Here is a 20,942-nt window from a genome sequence, read left to right as displayed (position 1 = left end):
CCGGCGCCGGGGGAGCGGCCCCGGCGCCGGGCGCCCCCGCGCGCGCCGCCGCGCCCCCTCCGTTCCGCCCCCGCCACAGCGCCCCGCACCGAGCGCTCGGATAGGGTGAATCGGTACGAATCGGACCCCTCGGGGTGAGGTCGGTGCCTTGGACACGTACCAGTCGGCGAGCAGGGTGCCCGATCCGCCGGAAGCGGCCGTCGGGTACGCGGGCGTCCTGCGCGAGCTGCTGCCGATCGCCCTGTGGCGGGAGGACGCGGACGGCATCGTCGTGGAGTGGTCCCTGGCCGCCCAGGAACTCCTGGGCCACCGCCCCGAGGACATCCTCGGCCGCCCCGGCACCGCCGTCCTCGTCCCCGAGGCCAACCACGGGCTCGCCGACGACCTGACCCGCCGCGTCCAGGCGGGCGAGACCGTCGTCGGCACCCTCCCCGTCCGCCACCGCGACGGCCACCCCGTCGCCATGGAGATGTGGATCGTGCCCGCCGCCGACCCCCGCGGCCGCCGGGGCGCCATGCTCATCGCCGTCGAGACCTCCCAGGTCCTGCGCATGCGGGACTCCCTCGCCGCCCTCCAGAGCCTCTTCACCCAGTCCCCGATCGGCCTCGCCACCCTCGGCCCCGACCTGCGCTTCCTGCGCGTCAACGACGCCCTCGCCCGGATGAACGGCGTCCCCGCCGCCGACCACCTGGGCCGGCGCCTCACCGAGGTGGTCCCGGGGGTCAACGCCACCGCCCTGGAGGCCACCATGCGCCAGGTGCTGGAACGCGGCACCGCCGTTCTCGACGTCCGCCGCACCGGCCGCACCCCCGCCGACCCCGGCCACGACCACACCTGGTCCTGCTCCTACGCCCCGCTCCTCGACGGCAGCGGCCGCACCCTCGGCCTGATCGCCTCCCTCATCGACATCACCGAAGGGCAGCGCGCCCAGCTGGAGGCCGAACGCGCCCGCACCCGCTTCGCCCTCCTCGCCGAGGCCGGCACCCGCATCGGTACCACCCTCGACCTGGGCCGCACCGCCCAGGAGATCGTCGACGTGCTGGTCCCGCAGCTCGCCGACTCCGCCGACGTCCAACTCCTCGAAGCCGTCCTCGACCCCGACGAGACCCACGCCGCGCCGGCCGCGACCCACGGGGTCATGCGCCGCCTGGCCGCCACCTTCCCCGACCCCGCCGCCCCCACCGCCCGCCTGGCCCCCGGCCAGACCCTCCAGATCCCCGCCGGCTCCGTCTACGAACGGGTCATCGCCGAGGGCGTGCCCATGAACCTCTACGCCTCCGACGTCCCCGCCCTGATCACCGACCCCCGCGCCGACGCACTGCGCGCCTACCTCGCCGGCCTCGGCTCCGCCCGCATGGTCCCGCTCGTCGCCCGCGGCAAGGTGCTCGGCGCCGTCGCCGTCACCCGGCTGCGCAGCCGCGAACCCTTCGACGCGCAGGACTGCGTCCTCGTCGACGAACTCGTCGCCCGGGCCGCCCTCAACATCGACAACGCCCGCATGTACACCACCCAGCGGCACGCCGCCCTCACCCTCCAGCGCAGCCTCACCAACAGCGCCCTCCCCGAGGTCCCCGGCCTCCAGCTCACCGGCCGCTACCTGCCCGCCAGCGACCACGACGTCGGCGGCGACTGGTACGACGTCATCCAGCTGCCGCGCGGCCGCACCGGCCTGGTCATCGGCGACGTCATGGGCCACGGCATCCACGCCGCCGCCGTCATGGGACAGCTGCGCACCGCCGTGCGCACCCTCGCCCGGCACGACGTGCCCCCCGCCCGGATGCTCCGCTCCCTGGACGCCGCCGTCCGCGACCTCGGCGAGGACGAGATGGCCACCTGCGTCTACGCCGTCCACGACGCGGCCACCGGCTGCTGCGTCATCGCCCGCGCCGGGCACACGCCGCCCGCCGTGGTCGCCGCCGACGGCACCGTCGCCTTCCTCCAGGGGCCGCCCGGCACCCCGCTGGGCACCGGCGGCCAGGACTTCCGCACCGAGACGGTCCGGCTGCCCCCGGGCACCCTCCTCGCCCTCTACACCGACGGGCTGATCGAGGCCCGCGACCGGGACCTCGACGAGGGCATGGACCGCCTCGCCCGCGCCCTGCGGCAGCCCGCCCTGCCGCTGGAGGAACTGTGCGAGGGCGTCCTCGCCCGGCTGCTGCCCGCCGCCCCCCAGGACGACGTCGCGGTCCTGCTCGCCCGCACGACCTAGGCCGGGCGGCTTCCTACCAGGCCAGGTCCCCCAGCGCGTCCAGGTCCAGGCCCGGCGGCAGCTGCGGTTCCCCGCCCGCCGCGGGGGACAGCTCCGCCCAGATGACCTTGCCCCGTTCCGTGTAGCGGGTGCCCCAGCGCTCCGCGTACTGCGCGACGAGGAACAGCCCGCGGCCGCCCTCGTCGGTGGTGGCCGCGTAGCGCAGGTGCGGGGAGGTGCTGCTGGCGTCGGAGACCTCGCAGATCAGGTTCCGGTCGTGCAGCAGCCGGACCCGGATCGGCTCGTTCCCGTACCGGATCGCGTTGGTGATCAGCTCGCTCAGGACCAGCTCGGCCGTGAACGAGAGCTCCTCCATCCCCCACGCCTCCAGCTGCCCGGCCGCCGCCCGGCGCACCCGGGAGACCGCCGAGGGGTCGTCGGGCACCTCCCATTCGGCGATCCGGTGCGGATCCAGCCGCCGGGCCTCGGCGATCAAGAGGGCGATGTCGTCGCTGGGCGCCGGGAACAGCATCGCCGCCAGCACGTCCGCGCAGGCCTGCTCGGGGCTGCGGCCCGGCCGGGCCAGGGTCCGGCCCAGCAGCTCCAGCCCGGCGTCGAAGTCCCGGTCCCGGTCCTCCAGCAGCCCGTCCGTGAACAGCACCAGCCGACTGCCCTCGGGCAGCGCCAGCCCCGCCGCCTCGAAGGGCATCCCGCCCACCCCGAGCGGCAGCCCGGTCGGCAGCTCGGGGAACTCCACCCGCCCGTCGGGGTGGACCAGGGCCGGCCCCGGGTGGCCGGCGCTGGCCATCACGCAGTGCCCCGACACCGGGTCGTAGACGGCGTACAGGCAGGTGGCGCCAGTGATGCCGGCCGGCTCCTCCACCCCCTCGCCGGACTCCTCGCCCCCTGCCGGCTCGACGCCCTCCAGCTGGTCGATCCGGTCGATGAGCTCGTCCAGGTGCCCCAACAGCTCGTCCGGGGGCATGTCCAGGGTCGAGAAGTTGTGCACGGCCGTCCGCAGCCGCCCCATCGTCGCCGCCGCGTGCACCCCGTGTCCCACCACGTCACCCACCACCAGCGCCACCCGCGCCCCCGGCAGCGGGATCACGTCGAACCAGTCCCCGCCCACCCCCGCCTTCGCCGGCAGGTAGCGGAACGCGGTCTCCACCGCGCTCAGGTCCGGCAGCACCCGGGGCAGCAGGCTGCGCTGGAGGGTCACGGCGGTGGCGTGCTCGCGGGTGAAGCGGCGGGCGTTGTCGATGGAGACGGCCGCCCGCGCCCCCAGCTCCTCCGCGAAGGACAGGTCCTCCTCGTCGAAGGCCTCCGGGGTGTCCGCCGCCCGCCAGAAGTTCGCCATCCCCAGCACCACGCCCCGCGCCTGCAGCGGTACGGAGATCAGCGAGTGGAACCCGTACTCCAGCGCCACCCGCGTCCCGGCCGCGTCGGCCGCCCGCCAGCCCATCGCCGCGTTCAGGTCGGCGGCGAGCACCGCCTGCCCGGCGTCCAGGGCCTCCGCCATCGGGGCGTTCGGCACCGCGAAGAAGATCGTGTCGCCGACCGGCTGGAGCGGCTGGTCGGTGCGCACCCCCGTCATCGCCGCCCGCTGCATCCGGGCGTGCATCCCCGCCACCGGCGTGGGCTCGTCCCCGCGCAGCACCGGCTCCAGCAGCTCGACGGTGACGAAGTCCGCGAAGCGCGGCACGGCCACCTCCGACAGCTCCTCAGCGGTGCGCACCACGTCCAGGGTGGTGCCGATCCGCACCCCAGCGTCGTACAGCAGCTGGAGCCGTTCCCGGGCCACCTCGGCGCGGCCGGAGAGCGCGGCGAGCTCGGTGGTGTCGCGCAGGGTCATCACGCTGCCCGAGGGCCGTCCGGCGAAGGGCGCGGTGGGCCGTACGTTGACGGCCAGCAGCCGGTCGCCCGCCAGGTGGACCTCGTCCGTCGCCACCCGCCCGGACAGCAGCAGTTCCGCGGTGCGCGGATCGAGGCCCAGCTCGCCGACGTCCCGCTGTTCGGCGTCGGGCGGCAGGTCCAGCAGCCGGCGGGCCTCGTCGTTGGCGAGCAGCAGCCGGTGGTCGGCGCCCATGATGAGCACCCCCTCGCGCACGGCGTGCAGCACCGCCTCGTGGTGCTCGTTCATCCGGGCGAGTTCCGCGGCCCCCAGGCCCCGGGTCTGGCGCCGCAGCCGCCGGCTGACCAGGCCCGCCCCGGCGGTGCCCAGCAGCAGGGCGCCCACCGCCGCCCCGATCAGCAGCGGGAGCTGCCCCTCGACCACATGGCCCACGTTCTCGATCTCTATGCCGGTGGAGACCAGCCCGACCACCTTGCCCCGGTCGTCCCGCACGGGAACGACCGCCCGGACCGCGTCACTGGGCGCCCCCCGGAACACCTCGGTGAAGGGCTGCCCCGCGACCGCCCGGGCGAGGTCGCCGGTGGCCCGCTTGCCGATCAGGTCGGGCCGGGCGTCGGTGTAGCGGACGCCGTCGGTGGTCAGGACGGCGACGAAATCGAGCCCGGAGGCCTTGCGGGCGGCGTCGGCCAGCGGCTGGAGCTCGGCGGTGGGGTCCGGGGAGGCCAGGGCGGCGGGCAGCCCGGGGGCGTGCGCGAAGGCCTCGGCGGCGGCCAGCGAGCGGTTGCGGGCGTCCTTCTCGCCGTCGTAGCGGGCCTGGAAGAACAGGGCCAGCGAGGCCGCCGTGATCAGCAGCAGCACGATGAGCGCCTGGAGGGAGAAGACCTGGCCGGCGAGACTGTTCCGGGCCAGGGAGAGGCGCGCGAGCAGGCTCGCCGGCCGCGTCTCCCTGTGCCGACCCGAACGTCCGGTCATGAGCCATTTCTAACACTGTCACCGGTTGTGGGAGCGTTGGCCGCCGCCGTGCGGTACGCGCGCGGGCTGCGCCCGAAGGCCGCCGCGAAGCGCTGGCGGAAGGTGACCTCGCTGGCGAACCCCGCCCGGCGGGCCACCTCGGGCACCGGGTGGTCGGTGCGCTCCAGCAGCTTGCGGGCCTCGTCCAGCCGGCGGCTCAGCAGCCATTGGTGGGGCGTGGCGCCGGTGGAGGCCGCGAAGTGCCGGGCGAAGGAGCGCGGGGACATCCCCGCCCAGCGGGCCAGCGTGGCCACGTCCAGCGGCTCGTGCAGCCGGCGCAGGGCCTGCTGGCGTACGGCGGCCAGCGCCTCGGCGGTCCGGTCGGCGGCCGGGACGGGCCGGTCCAGGTACTGGGCGTGGTCCCCGGCGCGGAACGGGCCCGTCACCATCGAACGGGCGACGGCGGCGGCGGCCTCCGCCCCGTGGGCCTCGCGCACCAGGTGCAGGCACAGGTCGATGCCCGAGGCCACCCCGGCGGAGGTCCACAGCCCGTCGTCCTCCACGAACAGCGGGGCCTCCTCCACCAGCACCGCGGGGTACCGGGCGGCCAGCTGCGGGGCCAGCCACCAGTGCGTCACCGCCCGCCGCCCGTCCAGCAGCCCCGCCTCGGCGAGGACGAACGCCCCCGCGCACAGCGCCGCCACCGGCGTGCCCCGGGCGTGCACCCGCCGCAGCGCGGCCAGCACCGGCCCCGGCGTCGGGTCGGAGGGCTCCGCCAGCGCCGGCACCACGACCAGATCGGCCTCGTCGAGCCACTCCAGCCCCCGGTCGGGGGCCAGGGTGAGCCCGCCGGGCAGGGCGATGGGGCCGGGCTCCAGCGCGCAGCGGCGCAGCTCGAACGGGGGCACCCCGCTGCGGCTGCGGTCGGGTCCCCAGACCTCCGTGACGACGGCGAGGTCGAAGGCGCGGATCCCGGGCTGGGCGACGATCGCGACGCGGTGCATGCGGCCACTCTGCCAGAGCCCGTCCCGGGGTTCCTGCCAGGCTGGCAGGAACCCATCGTTTCGGGTCCCCGCCGCCCCTGGGGCGCCCGGCTCCCGCCGGACATGATCGAGCCATGACCGAGAACGCGATCGAGATCGCCCCCGACAGTGCCCTGATCGTCATCGACGTGCAGAAGGGCTTCGACGACTCCTCCTTCTGGGGCCCGCGCGACAACCCGGCGGCCGAGGGGAACATCGCCGCGCTGATGGACGCCTGGGAGGAGTCCGGCCGCCCGCTGGTGCTGGTCCGGCACGCCTCCCTGCGGCCCGGGTCCGTCCTCGCCGCGGACAGCCCCGGCCACGCCTTCAAGGACTTCGTCGCCGAGCGGGCCGGCCGGGAGTCCCTCCTGGTCACCAAGACGGTCAACTCGTCCTTCTACGGCACGCCGGACCTGGGGGAGTGGCTGACCGCCCAGGGCATCCGCCAGCTGGTGGTCGTCGGCATCCAGACCAACATGTGCGTCGAGACCACCGCCCGGATGGCGGGGAACCTGGGCTACGAGGTCCTCGTCCCGCTGGACGCCACCCACACGTTCGACCTCACGGGTCCGGGCGGCCTCACCCTGACCGCCGCCCAGCTGGCGGCGGCCACCGCCGTCAACCTCCACGGCGGCGGCTTCGCCCGCGTGGTCAGCACGGCCGAGCTCCTGACGGCGGCCGAGGCGTCGTAGCGGCACCGCCCCGAAATGCCGGGGCCCGGCACCCCACTAAGGGGTACCGGGCCTCGGGAGCGGCGGGCGGCCGGGTCAGAGGACCTCGGCGGCGATGTTCTCCGCGACACGCTCCAGCAGCGGACCGGCGTTGGGGATGGACTTCGCCGGGTCGGGCTCCAGGTCCGTCAGCGGGTACGCCTTGCGGATGCCCGCGGCCTCCAGCGCCTCCTGCCCCAGCAGCAGCCGCCCGCACACCGCCACCACCGGCTTGCCGGCGGCCCGCGCCGCGGCCGCGACACCGGCCGGGGCCTTGCCGTGCAGGGTCTGCTCGTCCAGGGAGCCCTCACCGGTGATCACCAGCGTGGCCCGCTCCAGCGCCGGGGCGAAGCCGAGCACCTCCAGCATCAGCTCGATGCCCGGCCGGAAGCTCGCGCCCAGCAGCAGCGCGCCGTAGCCGATACCGCCCGCGCCGCCCGCACCGGGGGAGGCGGCGAGCTCGGCGGCCTTGGGGCCGATCGCCTTCTCCAACACCCGCGCGTAGTGGCCGAGCGCCGCGTCCAGGGTCGCCACGTCCTCCGGCGAAGCCCCCTTCTGCGGGCCGTACACCGCCGCGCAGCCCTTGGGACCCGTCAGCGGGTTGTCCACGTCGCTGGCCAGGACGAAGTCCACGTCCGCGAACCGCGGGTCCACGCCCGACAGGTCCGCCGACGCCAGCGAGGCCAGCGCCCCGCCGCCCGGGCCCACCGGCTCGCCGTCCGCGTCCAGGAACACCGCGCCCAGCGCGGCGAGCATGCCCGCGCCGCCGTCGGTGGTGGCGCTGCCGCCCACACCGAAGACGATCGAGCGCGCGCCCGCGTCCAGCGCGGCCTTCAGCAGCTCGCCGGAGCCGTACGTGGTCGCCGTCAGCGCGGCGAAGGTCCCCGCCGGGAGCAGCTGCAGCCCGGAGGCCTCGGCCATCTCGACCACGGCGGTGCCGTCACGGAACGCGAACGCGGCCGTGACCGGCTCGCCGAGGGGACCGGTGACCCGGACCTCCCGGCGTTCGAACCCGGCCGCCACGGCGGCCGCGACCGTGCCGTCGCCGCCGTCCGCGACGGGGAGGGTCTCGACCTCCACGCCCGGTACGGCCCGGCGGAGCCCGGCCGTCACCCGCTCCGCGACCTGAACGGCCGTGAGCGAGCCCTTGAATTTGTCCGCGGCGATGAGCACGCGCGCGGCCTCAGTTACTGCTCCGTCCGTCACCTTGCTAATCCCTTGCTATCGAACAGTGCAGTCGCGCCGCCATGAGCTTATCCGGAGGATCCTCCTATGCCCATGAGTGGCCTGGGCCACATGCGGCGCGTCATGCACCTAAATAGGGATATATGCCTGCATAGTGTGGCCGCATGAGCGCGGAATCACTGGAACAGGCCCGTCCGGACGCCCCCGGCGCGGGGCCCGGCGGCGGCCCGCCGGACGACCGGCCCGACGGGGCGGTCGTCACCGTCGGGGTGGTCGCCGTGCTGGCCGTCGTCGCCTGGGCCGCGCTCGGCAAGGGCTCGTTCGACAGCGCCTCCGGCTCCGCCCTGGCCTGGGTGCTCGACAACTTCGCCTGGCTCTTCGTGATCGCCGCCGACCTCTTCCTCGTCCTGTGCGTGGTCCTCGCCCTCAGCCGCTTCGGCCGCATCCGGCTCGGCGCCGACGACTCCGAGCCCGAGTTCGGCAACCTCGCGTGGATCGCGATGATGTTCAGCGCGGGCATGGGCATCGGCCTGATGTTCTACGGGGTGGGCGAGCCGCTCACCCACTACCTCGCCCCGCCCCCCGCCAGCGGCGCCGCCCCCCGCACCGGCGACGCGGCCCGCGCGGCCCTGGACTACTCGTTCTTCCACTGGACCCTCACCCCCTGGGCCATCTACGGCATCGCCGGCCTCGCCCTGGCCTACGCCACCTTCCGCAAGGGCCGCGGCAACCGCCTCAGCTCCGCCTTCGTCCCCCTCATGGGCGCCCGCCGCGCCGCCGGATGGCCCGGCAAGGCCATCGACCTGCTCGCCGTCTTCGCCACCGTCTTCGGCACCGCCACCAGCCTCGGCCTCGGCGCCCTCCAGGTCGCCAAGGGCCTGAACCTCACCACCGGCGTCCAGGACTCGACCACCCTCGAGCTGGTCATCATCGGCTCCCTCTCCGCCGCGTTCGTGCTGTCCGCCTTCTCCGGCCTGCACAAGGGCGTCAAATGGCTCAGCACCCTCAACGTGGTGCTCGCCGCCGCCCTGATGCTGTTCGTCTTCGTGCTCGGCCCGACCGTCTACGTCCTCGACGTCATCCCGGCCAGCGTCGGCAGCTACCTGCACGAGCTGCTGCCCATGGCCAGCCGCACCGGCGCCTTCACCGACCGCGCCTGGCTCGGCGCGTGGACGATCTTCTACTGGGCGTGGTGGCTGTCCTGGGCGCCCTTCGTCGGCACCTTCATCGCCCGGATCTCCCGGGGCCGCACCATCCGCGAGTTCCTCGTCGGGGTGCTCCTCGTCCCCTCCGGCGCCACCGTCGTCTGGTTCTGCGTCATGGGCGGCACCGCCATCCGCCTGGACTCCACCGGCGCCGCCGACCTCGCCGCCAAGGCCAAGGAGGGCGCCGAGGCCTCCCTCTTCGGGATGCTCGACGCCCTGCCGCTCGGCACCCTCACCTCCTGGGTGGCCATGGCGCTGGTGATGACCTACTTCATCACCAGCGCCGACTCCGCCTCCCTGGTCATGGGCTCCCTCACCAGCCGCGGCTCCCTGCACCCGCCCACCTGGCTCGTCGTCACCTGGGGCGTGCTGATGGCCGCCGTCGCCGCCGTCCTGCTCGTCGCGGGCGGCCTGAAGTCCCTGCAGACCGCGACCATCCTCGTCGCCCTGCCGTTCGTGATCGTCATGCTGCTGCTGTGCTGGGCGCTCCTGCGCGAACTGCGCGAGGACCCCGGCGCCGGACCCGCCCGCCACCCCGCCCTGCACGGGCTGCGGGACGCCGTCCGCGCCATGGTGGGCGAGGCCGTCAGCGAGAGCGGCCCGGCCCGCCACCCCCGGCTCCGGCGCGTCGCCGAGACCCGGGCGCGGGACCGCGAGGACGGGCCGGACCCGCAGGGGTGAACCACCCGGAACGGGCCCCGGGCGGGCCCGTTAGGGTGGCGGCGTGACCACCACGGATGACTACGCCACCTACATCGCGAGCCTGCCCCGGGTGCTGGCCGGCGCGGCCGCCCTCTTCCGCGACGAGCGGGGCCGCGTCCTGATCGTGGAGCCCAACTACCGCGAGGGCTGGGCCCTGCCGGGCGGCACGGTCGAATCCGACCGGAACGAGTCCCCGCGCACCGCGGCCCGCCGGGAGAGCGCCGAGGAGATCGGCCTCGACCTGCCGCTGGGCCGGCTCCTCGCCGTCGACTGGAGCGTGGGCCCGGGCCGCCCGCCGCTGGTGGCCTACCTCTACGACGGCGGAGTGCTCGACGCCGAGCAGCTCGCCTCGATCACCCTCCAGGAGGCGGAACTGCTCTCCTGGAAGCTCGTCGAGCCCGCCGAACTCCCCGCCTACCTCCTCGGATCGCTCGGTCTGCGCACCCAAGAGGCCTGCCGCGTGCTGGAGTCGGGCGAGGGCACCGTGGAACTGGAGAACGGCCGGCCTGTCCCGCACTCCTCCACCCAGGGCAGAATCAACCGATGATCACGATGTACGCCTGGCCGAGCACGGCCGACGGTCCCGACGCACTTCCCATGGTCCACTTCACCACCGAGGAGCAGTCGGGCGGCGAACTCTCCCCCGAGGGGATGCCGGTCTGGCTCTTCGACACCGCCATCCGCGAGGGCGGCTGGGCCTCCTTCGAGGACTTCGAGGCCTGGTCCGCGCCGGCCGAGGGCTGGCAGGCCTTCTACCGGCGCGAGGACGACGTCCTCGCCGTCACCGGCCCGGGCCCCTGCGAGGGCTGGTACCAGGGCCGGCTGGGTGCCGACGACGAGTGGGTGAAGGCCGCCGCGACCCAGCAGAGCGTGGTCCTGCTCGCCGCGCCGGTCCAGCACCCGTCGCTCTACGCCTACGCCGTCGAAGCGGGCGCGGGCTTCGCCCTCCTGGTCCCCCTGGCGGTGGTCTAGGGGGCTGGGGCCTACCGGGTCCCGGCGCCGCGGCTCTCGAACTCCAGCAGGCGCACCTTGCGCTCGATCCCGCCGCCGTAGCCCGTCATCGAGCCGGAGGCGCCGATCACGCGGTGGCAGGGCACGATGATGCCCACCGGGTTCTTCCCGTTGGCCAGGCCCACCGCGCGGGAGGCGCCCGGCTTGCCCAGCTCCTCCGCCAGCCGCCCGTACGACCAGGTCTGCCCGTACGGGATCCGGACGAGCTGCTCCCAGACGCTGCGCTGGAACGCGGTCCCCTCCAGCTTCACCGGCACGGTGAACTCGGTCAGCTCCCCGGCGAAGTACGCGGCCAGCTGCCGCAGCACCTCCGGGAACGGCTCCTCGTCCGCCGCCACCCGCTCGCCGAAGGACTCCTCGTCCGGGCGGTGGCGCTGGCCGGTCATGTACAGCCCGCTGAGGACCCCGTCGGTGGCGACCAGGGTCAGCTCCCCGTACGGGCTGGCGACAACGGTGTGCTGCCTGCTGCTGTTCACGACTGTGCTCCTTCTCCTGCTGCGGGCATGCGGTTGATCGCGTGGTCGTCGGTCGCCCAGAGGTACTGGACGGCGTAGGCGCGCCAGGGCCGCCAGCCGGCCGCCCGGGCGGTGAGCGCGGCGGGCGTGGACGGCAGCCCCAGACCCCGGGCGGCCTTGCGGACGCCGAGGTCGGACGGCAGGAAGGCGTCGGGGTCGCCCAGGGCCCGCATCGCGATGACCTCGGTGGTCCAGGGCCCGAAACCGGGCAGGGCGTTCAGCCGGGCGCGGGCCGCCTCCCAGTCGCTGTCGATGCCCAGCGGCAGCGAGCCGTCCGCGAGCGCCGCGACCAGGGTGGTGAGCGTGGTGCGGCGGCTGCGCGGCATGGACAGCGCCTCGGGGTCGAGGCCCGCCAGCGCCTCCGGCGAGGGGAACAGGTGGCTCAGCCCGCCCTGCGGGTCCTCGACGGGCTCCCCGTAGGCGGTCACCAGGCGGGCCGCGTGGGTTCGCGCGGCGGCCGTGGACACCTGCTGGCCGAGCACCGCCCGTACGGCGAACTCCGCCGCGTCGACGGTACGGGGCACCCGGCGCCCCGGGGCCTTGTCCACGAGCGGGGCCAGCAGCGGGTCGGTGCGCAGCTGGTCGTCGACGGCCTCGGGGTCGGCGTCCAGGTCGAGCATCCACCGGCAGCGGCTGATGGCGATGGTCAGGTCCCGCAGGTCGGTCAGGGCGAGCCGGCAGCCGATGTGCTCGGGGCCGGGGGTGAGGGCGACGATCCCGGAGCCGTGCGGCAGGCGCAGGGTCCGCCGGTAGGCCCCGTCGCGCCACTCCTCCACGCCGGGGACGGCGGTGGCGACGAGGTGCCCGAAGAGGTTGTCGGGAGTGAGCGGGGCCCGGTAGGGCAGCCGCAGGCTGAGGGTGCCGGGGACGCGGGGCTCCCGCCTCCCCGCCCGGGCGGCGCGGGCCCGCAGCTCGCCGGGGGTGAGGGCGAAGACCTCCCGGACCGTCTCGTTGAAGTTGCGGATGGAGGAGAACCCGGCGGCGAAGGCCACGTCGCCCATCGGGAGCTCGGAGGTCTCGATGAGCAGCCGGGCGGTCTGCGCGCGCTGGGCGCGGGCCAGGGCGAGGGGGCCGGCGCCGAGCTCGGCGTTCAGCTGCCGCTCGACCTGCCGGGCGGAGTACCCGAGGCGCGCGGCGAGCCCCGGGACCCCTTCGCGGTCCACGACCCCGTCCTGGATGAGCCGCATCGCACGGGCGACGGCGTCGGCGCGGGCGTTCCACTCGGGGGAGCCGGGGCTGGTGTCGGGCCGGCACCGCTTGCAGGCCCGGTAGCCGGCCTGCTGGCAGGCGGCGGCACTGGGCAGGAAGCTCATGTTCTCGACCTTGGGCGGCACGGCCGGGCAGCTGGGCCGGCAGTAGATGCCGGTCGTCCGGACCGCGGTGAAGAACCACCCGTCGAAACGGGCGTCCTTCGACTGCACGGCCCGCACGCAGCGGTCGGTGTCGGTGTACATGGCTCCAGCATCCCGGCAGGCCGGGCAGCGGGCTGGCGGTTTTCCGACATCAAGCCTAACCGTCCCGGGGGCGGGTGTGCCGCTGCGCGGGGCCGTCCCCTACCCGCCCTTCCACCGTTCCCAGGGGCTCCGCCCCTGACCCGATACCGGACGCTCCGCGCCCGGTGCGCTCAAACTCCCCCAGACCCCCGCGCAGCCCCGCGTGGGAACGGAGAAGGCCCCGGGGGCCAAGTGGCACCCCGGGGCCTTCGAGACACACGCGCGGCAGCGCTACGGCAGCTGCGCCGCACGCGCCTCGCGCCGGTTGTGGCGGAACGTGTTCGCGCGACGGGTCGTCGCGAACAGCGGAATCGTCGCCGCCAGGGCGATCTGCAGCGCGCACCCCGTCTGGAGCAGCAGCTGCCCGCCCGGCGCGTCGAACGCCCACGCCGCCAGGAGCCCCATGGCCCCCACGATCCAGCTGAGCATCGCCGCCGCGAGAGCCCCCCGCGGCTTCGGGTACTCGACCCGGCTCACCATCAGCCAGGCCACGCCCACGATCGCCAGCAGGGTCGGCACGAACGGCAGCTCCAGCAGCACGATCGAGACGACCGTCAGCGCGCCGAAGGGGCTCGGCATGCCCTGGAACATGCCGTCCTTCATCGTCACGCAGCTGAACCTGGCCAGCCGCAGCACGACCGCCAGCAGCACCACGATCGCCGCCAGCGCCGACACCTTCTGGTGCGCGTCGTCGGCGACCATCCCGTAGACCAGCACGAAGTACGCCGGCGCGAGGCCGAAGCTGATCAGGTCGGACAGGTTGTCCAGCTCGGCGCCCATCGGGGAGCTGCGCAGCTTGCGGGCCACGATGCCGTCGAAGAGGTCGAAGACCGCCGCGAGGAGCATCAGTATCACCGCGGTCGCCGCGCTGTGCCGGGCCATGCCGGACTCGCCGCTGCCGGTGAGGTGCGGGATGAGGATCCCGGTGGTGGTGAAGTACACCGCCATGAATCCGCACGTCGCGTTGCCCAGGGTGAGCGTGTCCGCTATCGACAGCCGCAGCGAGAGCGGCATGTCGTCCTCGGCGGACTCCTCCGGGGCGGACTCGGGCACCCAGCCGGTGGCAGGAGTCTCGGGGTCAGTCACGGTCAATTCGGGTCACCCCCGCGGTGGTGGCCTGACCGACCTCGACCGCGACCTCGACGCCCTCCGGGAGGTAGATGTCGACGCGGGAGCCGAAGCGGATCAGACCGATGCGTTCGCCCTGCTCCACCTTGGTACCGGCCGGCAGGTACGGGACGATGCGACGGGCGACGGCGCCGGCGATCTGCACCATCTCGATGTCGCCGAGCTCGGTGTCGAAGTGCCAGACGACGCGCTCGTTGTTCTCGCTCTCCTTGTTGAACGCCGGGACGAACCCGCCGGGGATGTGCTCCACGGACGTCACCGTGCCCGCCAGGGGCGCGCGGTTGACGTGGACGTTCAGCGGGCTCATGAAGATCGCGACGCGGGTGCGCCCGTCCTTCCACGGCATGATGCTCTGCACCACACCGTCGGCCGGCGAGATGACGCGGCCCTGCGCGATCTCGCGCTCGGGGTCGCGGAAGAACCACAGCATGCCCGCCGCGAGAGCGGTCGTGGGCACGGCCACGGCGGCCCATCGGCCGGACTTGCGGGCCCGGGTCAGGCTGAGGGCCGCGGTGGCAACGGTCGGCAGAAGCCACGGCGATGCTCCGCGCGCGAGGCGTACGCCGAGTCGGCTGTCGCGAGGTGCAGAGGTTTGGCTGTGGGGCATGGATGACCTTCGTAGCGGGTGATTGCCGCGCCGCAAACGGGGGGACGGGACGGCGGCTTTACTGGAATGCTATCGGTTGCGCGCAACAACTGGGCAAGCCAGAAGCCGAGTCGATGGCCCCCAGCCAGTGACTGGCAGTGATCCTCCCACGGAAAACCGTGGGAAGAATCACTGCAAAAGGGACTTTCAGCCCTGGACTCGGTACTCCTCGAGCAGGCGGCGCCCGATGATCATTTTCTGGATCTCGGCGGTACCCTCACCGATCAGAAGCATCGGGGCCTCCCGGTAGAGGCGCTCGATCTCGTACTCCTTCGAGAATCCGTAGCCGCCGTGGATGCGGAAGGCATCTTCGACGACCTCCTTGCAGTATTCGGAGGCGAGGTACTTCGCCATGCCGGCCTCAAGGTCGTTTCGTTCCCCAGAGTCCTTTTTGCGTGCTGCGTTCACCATCATGGCATGGGCCGCTTCGACCTTGGTAGCCATCTCGGCCAGCTTGAACTGGATGGCCTGGTGCTGGGCGATGGCCTTGCCGAAAGTGTGACGTTGCTGGGCATAAGAGACACCCAGCTCGAACGCACGCTGCGCGACGCCGCAGCCACGGGCCGCCACGTTGACGCGGCCGACCTCGACCCCGTCCATCATTTGGTAAAACCCTCGGCCGGTCTGGCCGCCGAGTACCCGATTGGCCGGAATGCGCAGTCCGTCCATGATCAGCTCGGTGGTGTCGACGCCCTTGTAGCCCATCTTGTCGATCTTGCCCGGGATGGTCAGGCCCGGACGGACCTCACCGAAGCCCGGCTCCTTCTCGACGAGGAAGGTGGTCATCGACTTGTGCGGGGCCGTGCCCTCGGGGTGTCCTTCGTCACTCCGCACCAGGACGGCCACGAGGGTCGACGAGCCGCCGTTCGTCAGCCACATCTTCTGGCCGTTCAGGACGTACTCGTCGCCGTCCTTCACCGCCTTCGACGTGATCGCCGACACGTCCGAGCCCAGGCCCGGCTCCGACATCGAGAACGCGCCGCGCACCTCGCCCAGCGCCATGCGGGGCAGGAAGTGGTCCTTCTGCTCCTGCGTGCCGTGCTGCTTGAGCATGTACGCCACGATGAAGTGGGTGTTGATGATGCCCGAGACGGACATCCAGCCGCGGGCTATCTCCTCGACGCACAGGGCGTAGGTGAGGAGCGACTCGCCGAGACCGCCGTACTCCTCGGGGATCATCAGGCCGAAGAGGCCGAGCTCCTTGAGGCCGTCGACGATCTGCTGCGGGTACTCGTCGCGGTGCTCCAGCTCGGTCGCGACCGGGATGATCTCCTTGTCGACGAACTCCCGGACGGTCTTCAGGATCTCCTGCTGGACGTCGGTGAGTCCGGCGGTCTGGGCGAGTCGGGCCATGGCTACTTCTCCTGCGTCTTCAGCTCCGGGCGGCCGGGCTGTTCGCCGCCGCGCGCCTTGATGTACGTCTCGGTCGGGACCATCACCTTGCGCCGGAAGACGCAGACGAGGGTGCCGTCCTGCTTGTAGCCCTTGGTCTCCACGTACACGATCCCGCGGTCGTCCTTGGACTTCGACGGGGTCTTGTCGAGGACCGTGGTCTCGCCGTAGATCGTGTCGCCGTGGAAGGTCGGCGCCACGTGCCGCAGGGACTCGATCTCCAGGTTGGCGATGGCCTTCCCGGAGACGTCCGGCACGGACATGCCGAGCAGCAGGGAGTAGATGTAGTTGCCCACGACGACGTTCTTGCCGAAGTCGGTCGTGTTCTCGGCGTAATTGCTGTCCATGTGGAGCGGGTGGTGGTTCATGGTCAGCAGACAGAAGAGGTGGTCGTCGTACTCCGTGACCGTCTTCCCGGGCCAGTGCTTGTAGACGGCCCCGACCTCGAACTCCTCGTACGTGCGTCCGAACTGCATGGCCCTACGCCTCCGGGATCTCGAACTTGGTGGTGCGCTGCATGCCGGCGGCGCGGCCCTTGCCCGCGATGACCAGGGCCATCTTGCGGCTGGCCTCGTCGATCATCTCGTCGCCGAGCATGGCCGAGCCCTTCTTGCCGCCGGCCTCGGAGGTGCACCAGTCGTACGCGTCGAGGATCAGCTCGGCGTGGTCGTAGTCCTCCTGGGAGGGGGAGAAGACCTCGTTGGCCGCCTCGACCTGGCCCGGGTGCAGCACCCACTTGCCGTCGAAGCCGAGGGCCGCGGCGCGCCCGGCGACCTCGCGGTACCCGTCCACGTTCTTGATCTGGAGGTAGGGGCCGTCGATCGCCTGCAGGTTGTTGGCGCGGGCGGCCATCAGGATCTTCATCAGGATGTAGTGGTAGGCGTCCGCCGGGTAGCCGGGCGGCTGCTCGCCCACGACCAGCGACTTCATGTTGATGGAGGCCATGAAGTCGGCCGGGCCGAAGATGATCGTCTCCACGCGCTGGGAGGCCTGCGCGATCGCGTTGACGTTGTTGAGGCCCTGGGCGTTCTCGATCTGCGCCTCGATGCCGATCTTGCCGACCTCGAAGCCCATCGTCTTCTCGATCTGCGTCAGCAGGAGGTCCAGCGCCACGATCTGCTGGGCGTCCTGGACCTTCGGCAGCATGATGCAGTCGAGGTTCTGCCCGGCGCCCTCCACGACCGTGATCACGTCGCGGTAGGTCCAGTGGGTGGTCCAGTCGTTGACGCGCACCACGCGGGTCTTGCCGGTCCAGTCGCCGTTGTTCAGCGCGTCCACGATGGTGTGGCGGGCGCCTTCCTTGGCGAGCGGGGCGCAGGCGTCCTCCAGGTCGAGGAAGACCTGGTCGGCCGGCAGGCCCTGGGCCTTCTCCAGGAAGCGCGGGTTCGATCCCGGCACCGCGAGGCAGGAGCGGCGCGGCCGCAGCCGGTTCACGGGAGACGTGGGCGTGGTCATGCGGGGACCTCCAGAGGGTCGAGCTTGTTCGCTTTCCGGATCTCGTCGACGATACGGCCGATGATCTCCGTGATACCGAAGTCCTTGGGTGTGAACACGGCGGCCACTCCGGCCGCCTTGAGGGCGATGGCATCGGCGTTCGGAATGATGCCGCCGAGGACCACGGGGATGTCACCCGCCCCCGCCGTACGCAGGCGTTCCAGGACGTCCGGGACGAGCGCGCTGTGCGAACCGGACAGGATGGACAGTCCCACGCAGTGCACGTCCTCGGCCAGCGCCGCCGTCGAGATCTCCTCGGGCGTCAGCCGGATGCCCTGGTAGACCACCTCGAACCCGGCGTCGCGGGCCCGGACGGCGATCTGCTCGGCGCCGTTGGAGTGCCCGTCCAGACCCGGCTTGCCGACCAGCAGGCGCAGCCGACCGGAGCCCAGGTCCTCGGCGGTGCGGGCGACCTTCTCGCGGACCAGGGCCATCGGGGTGCCCTCCTCGGCGGTGACCGCCACCGGGGCCGAGGAGACCCCGGTCGGGGCGCGGAACTCACCGAAGACCTCGCGCAGGGCGTTGGCCCACTCGCCGGTCGTGACACCGGCGCGGGCGCACTCCAAGGTGGCCTCCATCAGGTTCTCGGTCCCGGCGGCGGCCTCCTTGAGCCGGTCCAGGGCCTGCATCACCGTCGGGAAGACGAAGGGGTCGCCGTTCCCCTGGCGGTCCGAGGACTCCTGCCGCTCGGCCCGCCAGCGGACGATCCGCTCCACGGTCAGCGCCTCGGTGGCCGGGTCGACCGTCATGATGGCGCCGTCCAGGTCGGCCGTCAGCGGGTTCTCCTCGGACTGCTCGAAGCAGTTCACCCCGACGATCTTGTCCTCGCCGGACTCGATCCGGGCGCGCCGCTCGGCGTGCGAGGCGACCAGCTCGCCCTTCAGGTACCCGGACTCGACGGCGGCCATCGCGCCGCCCATCTCCTGGATCCGGTCGATCTCGGCCAGGCAGTCGGCGACCAGGGAGTCGACCTTGGCCTCGATGACGTGGGAGCCGGCGAAGATGTCCTCGTACTCCAGCAGGTCGCTCTCGTGGGCGAGGACCTGCTGGATGCGCAGCGACCACTGCTGGTCCCAGGGCCGGGGCAGGCCCAGCGCCTCGTTCCAGGCGGGCAGCTGCACCGCGCGGGCGCGGGCGTCCTTGGAGAGGGTGACGGCCAGCATCTCCAGGACGATGCGCTGGACGTTGTTCTCCGGCTGGGCCTCGGTCAGGCCGAGGGAGTTGACCTGGACGCCGTAGCGGAAGCGGCGCTGCTTGGCGTCCTCGATGCCGTAGCGCTCCCGGGTGACCTGGTCCCAGATGCGGCCGAAGGCGCGCATCTTGCACATCTCCTCGATGAAGCGGACGCCCGCGTTCACGAAGAAGGAGATCCGGGCGACCACCTCGCCGAAGCGCTCCTCGGGCACCTGGCCCGAGTCGCGCACCGAGTCCAGGACGGCGATCGCGGTGGACATCGCGTACGCGATCTCCTGGACCGGGGTGGCCCCGGCCTCCTGCAGGTGGTAGCTGCAGATGTTGATCGGGTTCCACTTCGGGATGTGGTTGACCGTGTACGCGATCATGTCCGTCGTCAGGCGGAGGGACGGTCCCGGCGGGAAGACGTGCGTCCCGCGCGAGAGGTACTCCTTGACGATGTCGTTCTGGGTGGTGCCCTGGAGCTTGGCGATGTCCGCGCCCTGCTCCTCGGCGGCCACCTGGTAGAGCGCCAGCAGCCACATGGCGGTGGCGTTGATCGTCATCGAGGTGTTCATCTGCTCCAGGGGTATGTCCTGGAACAGCCGCCGCATGTCGCCCAGGTGGGAGACCGGGACCCCGACCCGGCCGACCTCGCCGCGGGCGAGGATGTGGTCCGGGTCGTAGCCGGTCTGCGTCGGCAGGTCGAAGGCCACCGACAGGCCGGTCTGTCCCTTGGCGAGGTTGCGGCGGTACAGCTCGTTGGACGCCTCGGCCGTGGAGTGGCCGGCGTACGTCCGCATGAGCCACGGACGGTCCTTCTGGCGCTCTGTCATCTCAGGCGATCCTTATGGCCTTTGAGCGGACTCAGACGTTGCGGAAGCGGTTGATGGCGTCGAGGTGCTTGGCGCGCAGCTCGTGGTCGCGCACGCCGAGGCCTTCCTCGGGGGCGAGGGCGAGGACGCCGACCTTGCCCTGGTGGAGGTTGCGGTGGACGTCGTAGGCGGCCTGGCCGGTCTGCTCCAGGGAGTAGACCTTGGAGAGGGTGGGGTGGATCTTGCCCTTGGCGATCAGGCGGTTGGCCTCCCAGGCCTCGCGGTAGTTCGCGAAGTGCGAGCCGATGATCCGCTTCAGCGACATCCACAGGTAGCGGTTGTCGTACTCGTGCATGTAGCCCGAGGTGGAGGCGCAGGTGGTGATCGTGCCGCCCTTGCGGGTGACGAAGACGGAGGCGCCGAAGGTCTCGCGGCCCGGGTGCTCGAAGACGATGTCGATGTCCTCGCCGCCGGTCAGCTCGCGGATGCGCTTGCCGAAGCGCTTCCACTCCTTGGGGTCCTGGGTCTGCTCGTCCTTCCAGAACTTGTAGCCCTCGGCGTTGCGGTCGATGACCGCCTCGGCGCCCATGGAGCGGCAGATCTCGGCCTTCTCGGGGGAGGAGACGACGCAGATCGGGTTGGCGCCGCCGGCCAGCGCGAACTGGGTGGCGTAGGAGCCGAGGCCGCCGCTGGCGCCCCAGATCAGGACGTTGTCGCCCTGCTTCATCCCGGCGCCGTTGCGGGAGACCAGCTGGCGGTAGGCGGTGGAGTTCACCAGGCCGGGGGAGGCGGCCTCCTCCCAGCTGAGGTGGTCGGGCTTGGGCATCAGCTGGTTGGACTTGACCAGGGCGATCTCCGCGAGGCCGCCGAAGTTGGTCTCGAAGCCCCAGATGCGCTGCTCGGGGTCGAGCATCGTGTCGTTGTGGCCGTCCGAGGACTCCAGCTCCACCGACAGGCAGTGCGCGACGACCTCGTCGCCGGGCTTCCAGGCGTTGACGCCGGGGCCGGTGCGCAGGACGACGCCCGCGAGGTCGGAGCCGATGATGTGGTACGGGAGGTCGTGGCGCTTGGTGAGCTCCGAGACGCGGCCGTAGCGCTCCAGGAAGCCGAAGGTGGACAGCGGCTCGAAGATCGAGGTCCACACGGAGTTGTAGTTGACCGAGGAGGCCATGACGGCCACCAGGGCCTCGCCCGGGCCGAGTTCCGGCACCGGGACCTGGTCCAGGTGCAGGGACTTGCGGGGGTCCTTGTCGCGGCTGGCGAGACCGTCGAACATCTCGGTCTCGTCCTTGTGCACGGTGATCGCGCGGTACGAGTCGGGCAGCGGCAGCGCCGCGAAGTCTGCGGCGGTGGCGGACTGCGACTGAATCGCGTCCAGGATGTCCTTCACGGTGTTGCCTCCGGCTGAGCGCTGATTGAGGGTGCGCTGAGGGGTGAGGGGTACGCGGTGCGTGGGTGGG

The 20,942-nt window shown here is 72.5% G+C and carries 17 protein-coding genes; 5 read left to right on the top strand and 12 right to left on the bottom strand.

Annotated elements, in window-relative coordinates:
• Positions 1-148: 148 nt before the first annotated feature.
• Positions 149-2,209: a SpoIIE family protein phosphatase gene (locus ACFY0O_RS16560; RefSeq protein ID WP_388947387.1), complete on the top strand. Its 2,061-nt coding sequence runs from the start codon at positions 149-151 to the stop codon at positions 2,207-2,209.
• A gap of 13 nt (positions 2,210-2,222) precedes the next feature.
• Here ACFY0O_RS16560 and ACFY0O_RS16555 read toward each other — a convergent pair whose 3' ends face one another.
• Together ACFY0O_RS16555 and ACFY0O_RS16550 are read right to left on the bottom strand one after the other, a co-directional pair.
• Positions 2,223-5,012: a SpoIIE family protein phosphatase gene (locus tag ACFY0O_RS16555; protein ID WP_388947386.1), complete on the bottom strand. Its 2,790-nt coding sequence runs from the start codon at positions 5,010-5,012 to the stop codon at positions 2,223-2,225.
• Entirely contained in the window at positions 5,009-5,995 is a 987-nt protein-coding gene (locus ACFY0O_RS16550) for a helix-turn-helix domain-containing protein (protein ID WP_358894865.1), read from the bottom strand. Before ACFY0O_RS16550 ends, ACFY0O_RS16555 begins: the two co-directional genes overlap by 4 nt.
• 113 nt (positions 5,996-6,108) lie before the next feature.
• On the opposite strand from ACFY0O_RS16550, the gene ACFY0O_RS16545 reads away from it, so the two are divergent.
• On the top strand, positions 6,109-6,705 hold the full coding sequence (locus tag ACFY0O_RS16545; RefSeq protein ID WP_388947385.1) for a cysteine hydrolase family protein: 597 nt from the start codon (positions 6,109-6,111) through the stop codon (positions 6,703-6,705).
• Between the two features lie 75 nt (positions 6,706-6,780).
• Here ACFY0O_RS16545 and ACFY0O_RS16540 read toward each other — a convergent pair whose 3' ends face one another.
• On the bottom strand, positions 6,781-7,929 hold the full coding sequence (locus tag ACFY0O_RS16540) for a glycerate kinase (protein WP_388947384.1): 1,149 nt from the start codon (positions 7,927-7,929) through the stop codon (positions 6,781-6,783).
• Between the two features lie 143 nt (positions 7,930-8,072).
• Here ACFY0O_RS16540 and ACFY0O_RS16535 point away from each other — a divergent pair, with 143 nt between their 5' ends.
• The 3 genes from ACFY0O_RS16535 to ACFY0O_RS16525 are packed head-to-tail and all read left to right on the top strand — an operon-like array spanning position 8,073 to position 10,787.
• Positions 8,073-9,794 carry a BCCT family transporter gene (locus tag ACFY0O_RS16535; RefSeq protein WP_388947383.1) on the top strand — a complete coding sequence of 574 codons (1,722 nt, stop codon included), beginning with the start codon at positions 8,073-8,075 and terminating at the stop codon, positions 9,792-9,794.
• Between the two features lie 43 nt (positions 9,795-9,837).
• Positions 9,838-10,362: an NUDIX domain-containing protein gene (locus tag ACFY0O_RS16530; RefSeq protein ID WP_388947382.1), complete on the top strand. Its 525-nt coding sequence runs from the start codon at positions 9,838-9,840 to the stop codon at positions 10,360-10,362.
• Positions 10,359-10,787: a hypothetical protein gene (locus tag ACFY0O_RS16525; RefSeq protein ID WP_079430546.1), complete on the top strand. Its 429-nt coding sequence runs from the start codon at positions 10,359-10,361 to the stop codon at positions 10,785-10,787. The genes ACFY0O_RS16530 and ACFY0O_RS16525 overlap by 4 nt, the downstream gene beginning before the upstream one ends.
• 11 nt (positions 10,788-10,798) lie before the next feature.
• On the opposite strand, the gene ACFY0O_RS16520 is transcribed toward ACFY0O_RS16525, so the two are convergent.
• The 9 genes from ACFY0O_RS16520 to ccrA all read right to left on the bottom strand — a co-directional run bounded on the left by ACFY0O_RS16520 (position 10,799) and on the right by ccrA (position 20,872).
• Complete coding sequence (locus ACFY0O_RS16520) at positions 10,799-11,302, bottom strand: methylated-DNA--[protein]-cysteine S-methyltransferase (RefSeq protein WP_388947381.1); 504 nt, start codon at positions 11,300-11,302, stop codon at positions 10,799-10,801.
• On the bottom strand, positions 11,299-12,795 hold the full coding sequence (locus tag ACFY0O_RS16515) for an AlkA N-terminal domain-containing protein (protein ID WP_388947380.1): 1,497 nt from the start codon (positions 12,793-12,795) through the stop codon (positions 11,299-11,301). Before ACFY0O_RS16515 ends, ACFY0O_RS16520 begins: the two co-directional genes overlap by 4 nt.
• Before the next feature lie 270 nt (positions 12,796-13,065).
• Positions 13,066-13,926 carry a CDP-diacylglycerol--serine O-phosphatidyltransferase gene (gene pssA / locus ACFY0O_RS16510; protein ID WP_237293154.1) on the bottom strand — a complete coding sequence of 287 codons (861 nt, stop codon included), beginning with the start codon at positions 13,924-13,926 and terminating at the stop codon, positions 13,066-13,068.
• Positions 13,913-14,569 (bottom strand): phosphatidylserine decarboxylase, encoded by a 657-nt coding sequence (locus ACFY0O_RS16505; RefSeq protein WP_045951332.1) that lies wholly within the window; start codon positions 14,567-14,569, stop codon positions 13,913-13,915. Before ACFY0O_RS16505 ends, pssA begins: the two co-directional genes overlap by 14 nt.
• A gap of 186 nt (positions 14,570-14,755) precedes the next feature.
• Positions 14,756-15,961 carry an acyl-CoA dehydrogenase family protein gene (locus ACFY0O_RS16500; protein ID WP_358894858.1) on the bottom strand — a complete coding sequence of 402 codons (1,206 nt, stop codon included), beginning with the start codon at positions 15,959-15,961 and terminating at the stop codon, positions 14,756-14,758.
• 2 nt (positions 15,962-15,963) lie between these two features.
• The gene (locus tag ACFY0O_RS16495; RefSeq protein WP_100862510.1) at positions 15,964-16,476 is read right to left on the bottom strand and encodes a MaoC family dehydratase; all 513 of its coding nucleotides are present in this window, start codon (positions 16,474-16,476) and stop codon (positions 15,964-15,966) included.
• 4 nt (positions 16,477-16,480) lie between these two features.
• Complete coding sequence (locus tag ACFY0O_RS16490; RefSeq protein ID WP_123511815.1) at positions 16,481-17,455, bottom strand: CoA ester lyase; 975 nt, start codon at positions 17,453-17,455, stop codon at positions 16,481-16,483.
• Positions 17,452-19,503: a protein meaA gene (locus tag ACFY0O_RS16485; RefSeq protein WP_388947379.1), complete on the bottom strand. Its 2,052-nt coding sequence runs from the start codon at positions 19,501-19,503 to the stop codon at positions 17,452-17,454. The genes ACFY0O_RS16490 and ACFY0O_RS16485 overlap by 4 nt, the downstream gene beginning before the upstream one ends.
• A gap of 31 nt (positions 19,504-19,534) precedes the next feature.
• Positions 19,535-20,872: a crotonyl-CoA carboxylase/reductase gene (ccrA, locus tag ACFY0O_RS16480; protein ID WP_388947378.1), complete on the bottom strand. Its 1,338-nt coding sequence runs from the start codon at positions 20,870-20,872 to the stop codon at positions 19,535-19,537.
• Positions 20,873-20,942: the final 70 nt, after the last annotated feature.

It is taken from the genome of Streptomyces sp. NPDC001594 (assembly GCF_042893675.1).
Taxonomy (GTDB): Bacteria; Actinomycetota; Actinomycetes; order Streptomycetales; family Streptomycetaceae; genus Streptomyces.
This window is presented reverse-complemented; position numbering and strand designations above follow the sequence as displayed.

What these genes read in the sequence shown, in the direction of transcription:
- ACFY0O_RS16550 (WP_358894865.1), bottom strand. Translation starts at nt 5,995, where the DNA reads ATGCACCGCGTCGCGATCGTCGCCCAGCCCGGGATCCGCGCCTTCGAC.
- ACFY0O_RS16555 (WP_388947386.1), bottom strand. Translation starts at nt 5,012, where the DNA reads ATGACCGGACGTTCGGGTCGGCACAGGGAGACGCGGCCGGCGAGCCTG.
- ACFY0O_RS16545 (WP_388947385.1), top strand. Translation starts at nt 6,109, where the DNA reads ATGACCGAGAACGCGATCGAGATCGCCCCCGACAGTGCCCTGATCGTC.
- ACFY0O_RS16495 (WP_100862510.1), bottom strand. Translation starts at nt 16,476, where the DNA reads ATGCAGTTCGGACGCACGTACGAGGAGTTCGAGGTCGGGGCCGTCTAC.
- ACFY0O_RS16490 (WP_123511815.1), bottom strand. Translation starts at nt 17,455, where the DNA reads ATGACCACGCCCACGTCTCCCGTGAACCGGCTGCGGCCGCGCCGCTCC.
- ACFY0O_RS16500 (WP_358894858.1), bottom strand. Translation starts at nt 15,961, where the DNA reads ATGGCCCGACTCGCCCAGACCGCCGGACTCACCGACGTCCAGCAGGAG.
- ACFY0O_RS16485 (WP_388947379.1), bottom strand. Translation starts at nt 19,503, where the DNA reads ATGACAGAGCGCCAGAAGGACCGTCCGTGGCTCATGCGGACGTACGCC.
- ACFY0O_RS16535 (WP_388947383.1), top strand. Translation starts at nt 8,073, where the DNA reads ATGAGCGCGGAATCACTGGAACAGGCCCGTCCGGACGCCCCCGGCGCG.
- ACFY0O_RS16515 (WP_388947380.1), bottom strand. Translation starts at nt 12,795, where the DNA reads ATGTACACCGACACCGACCGCTGCGTGCGGGCCGTGCAGTCGAAGGAC.
- ACFY0O_RS16525 (WP_079430546.1), top strand. Translation starts at nt 10,359, where the DNA reads ATGATCACGATGTACGCCTGGCCGAGCACGGCCGACGGTCCCGACGCA.
- ACFY0O_RS16505 (WP_045951332.1), bottom strand. Translation starts at nt 14,569, where the DNA reads ATGCCCCACAGCCAAACCTCTGCACCTCGCGACAGCCGACTCGGCGTA.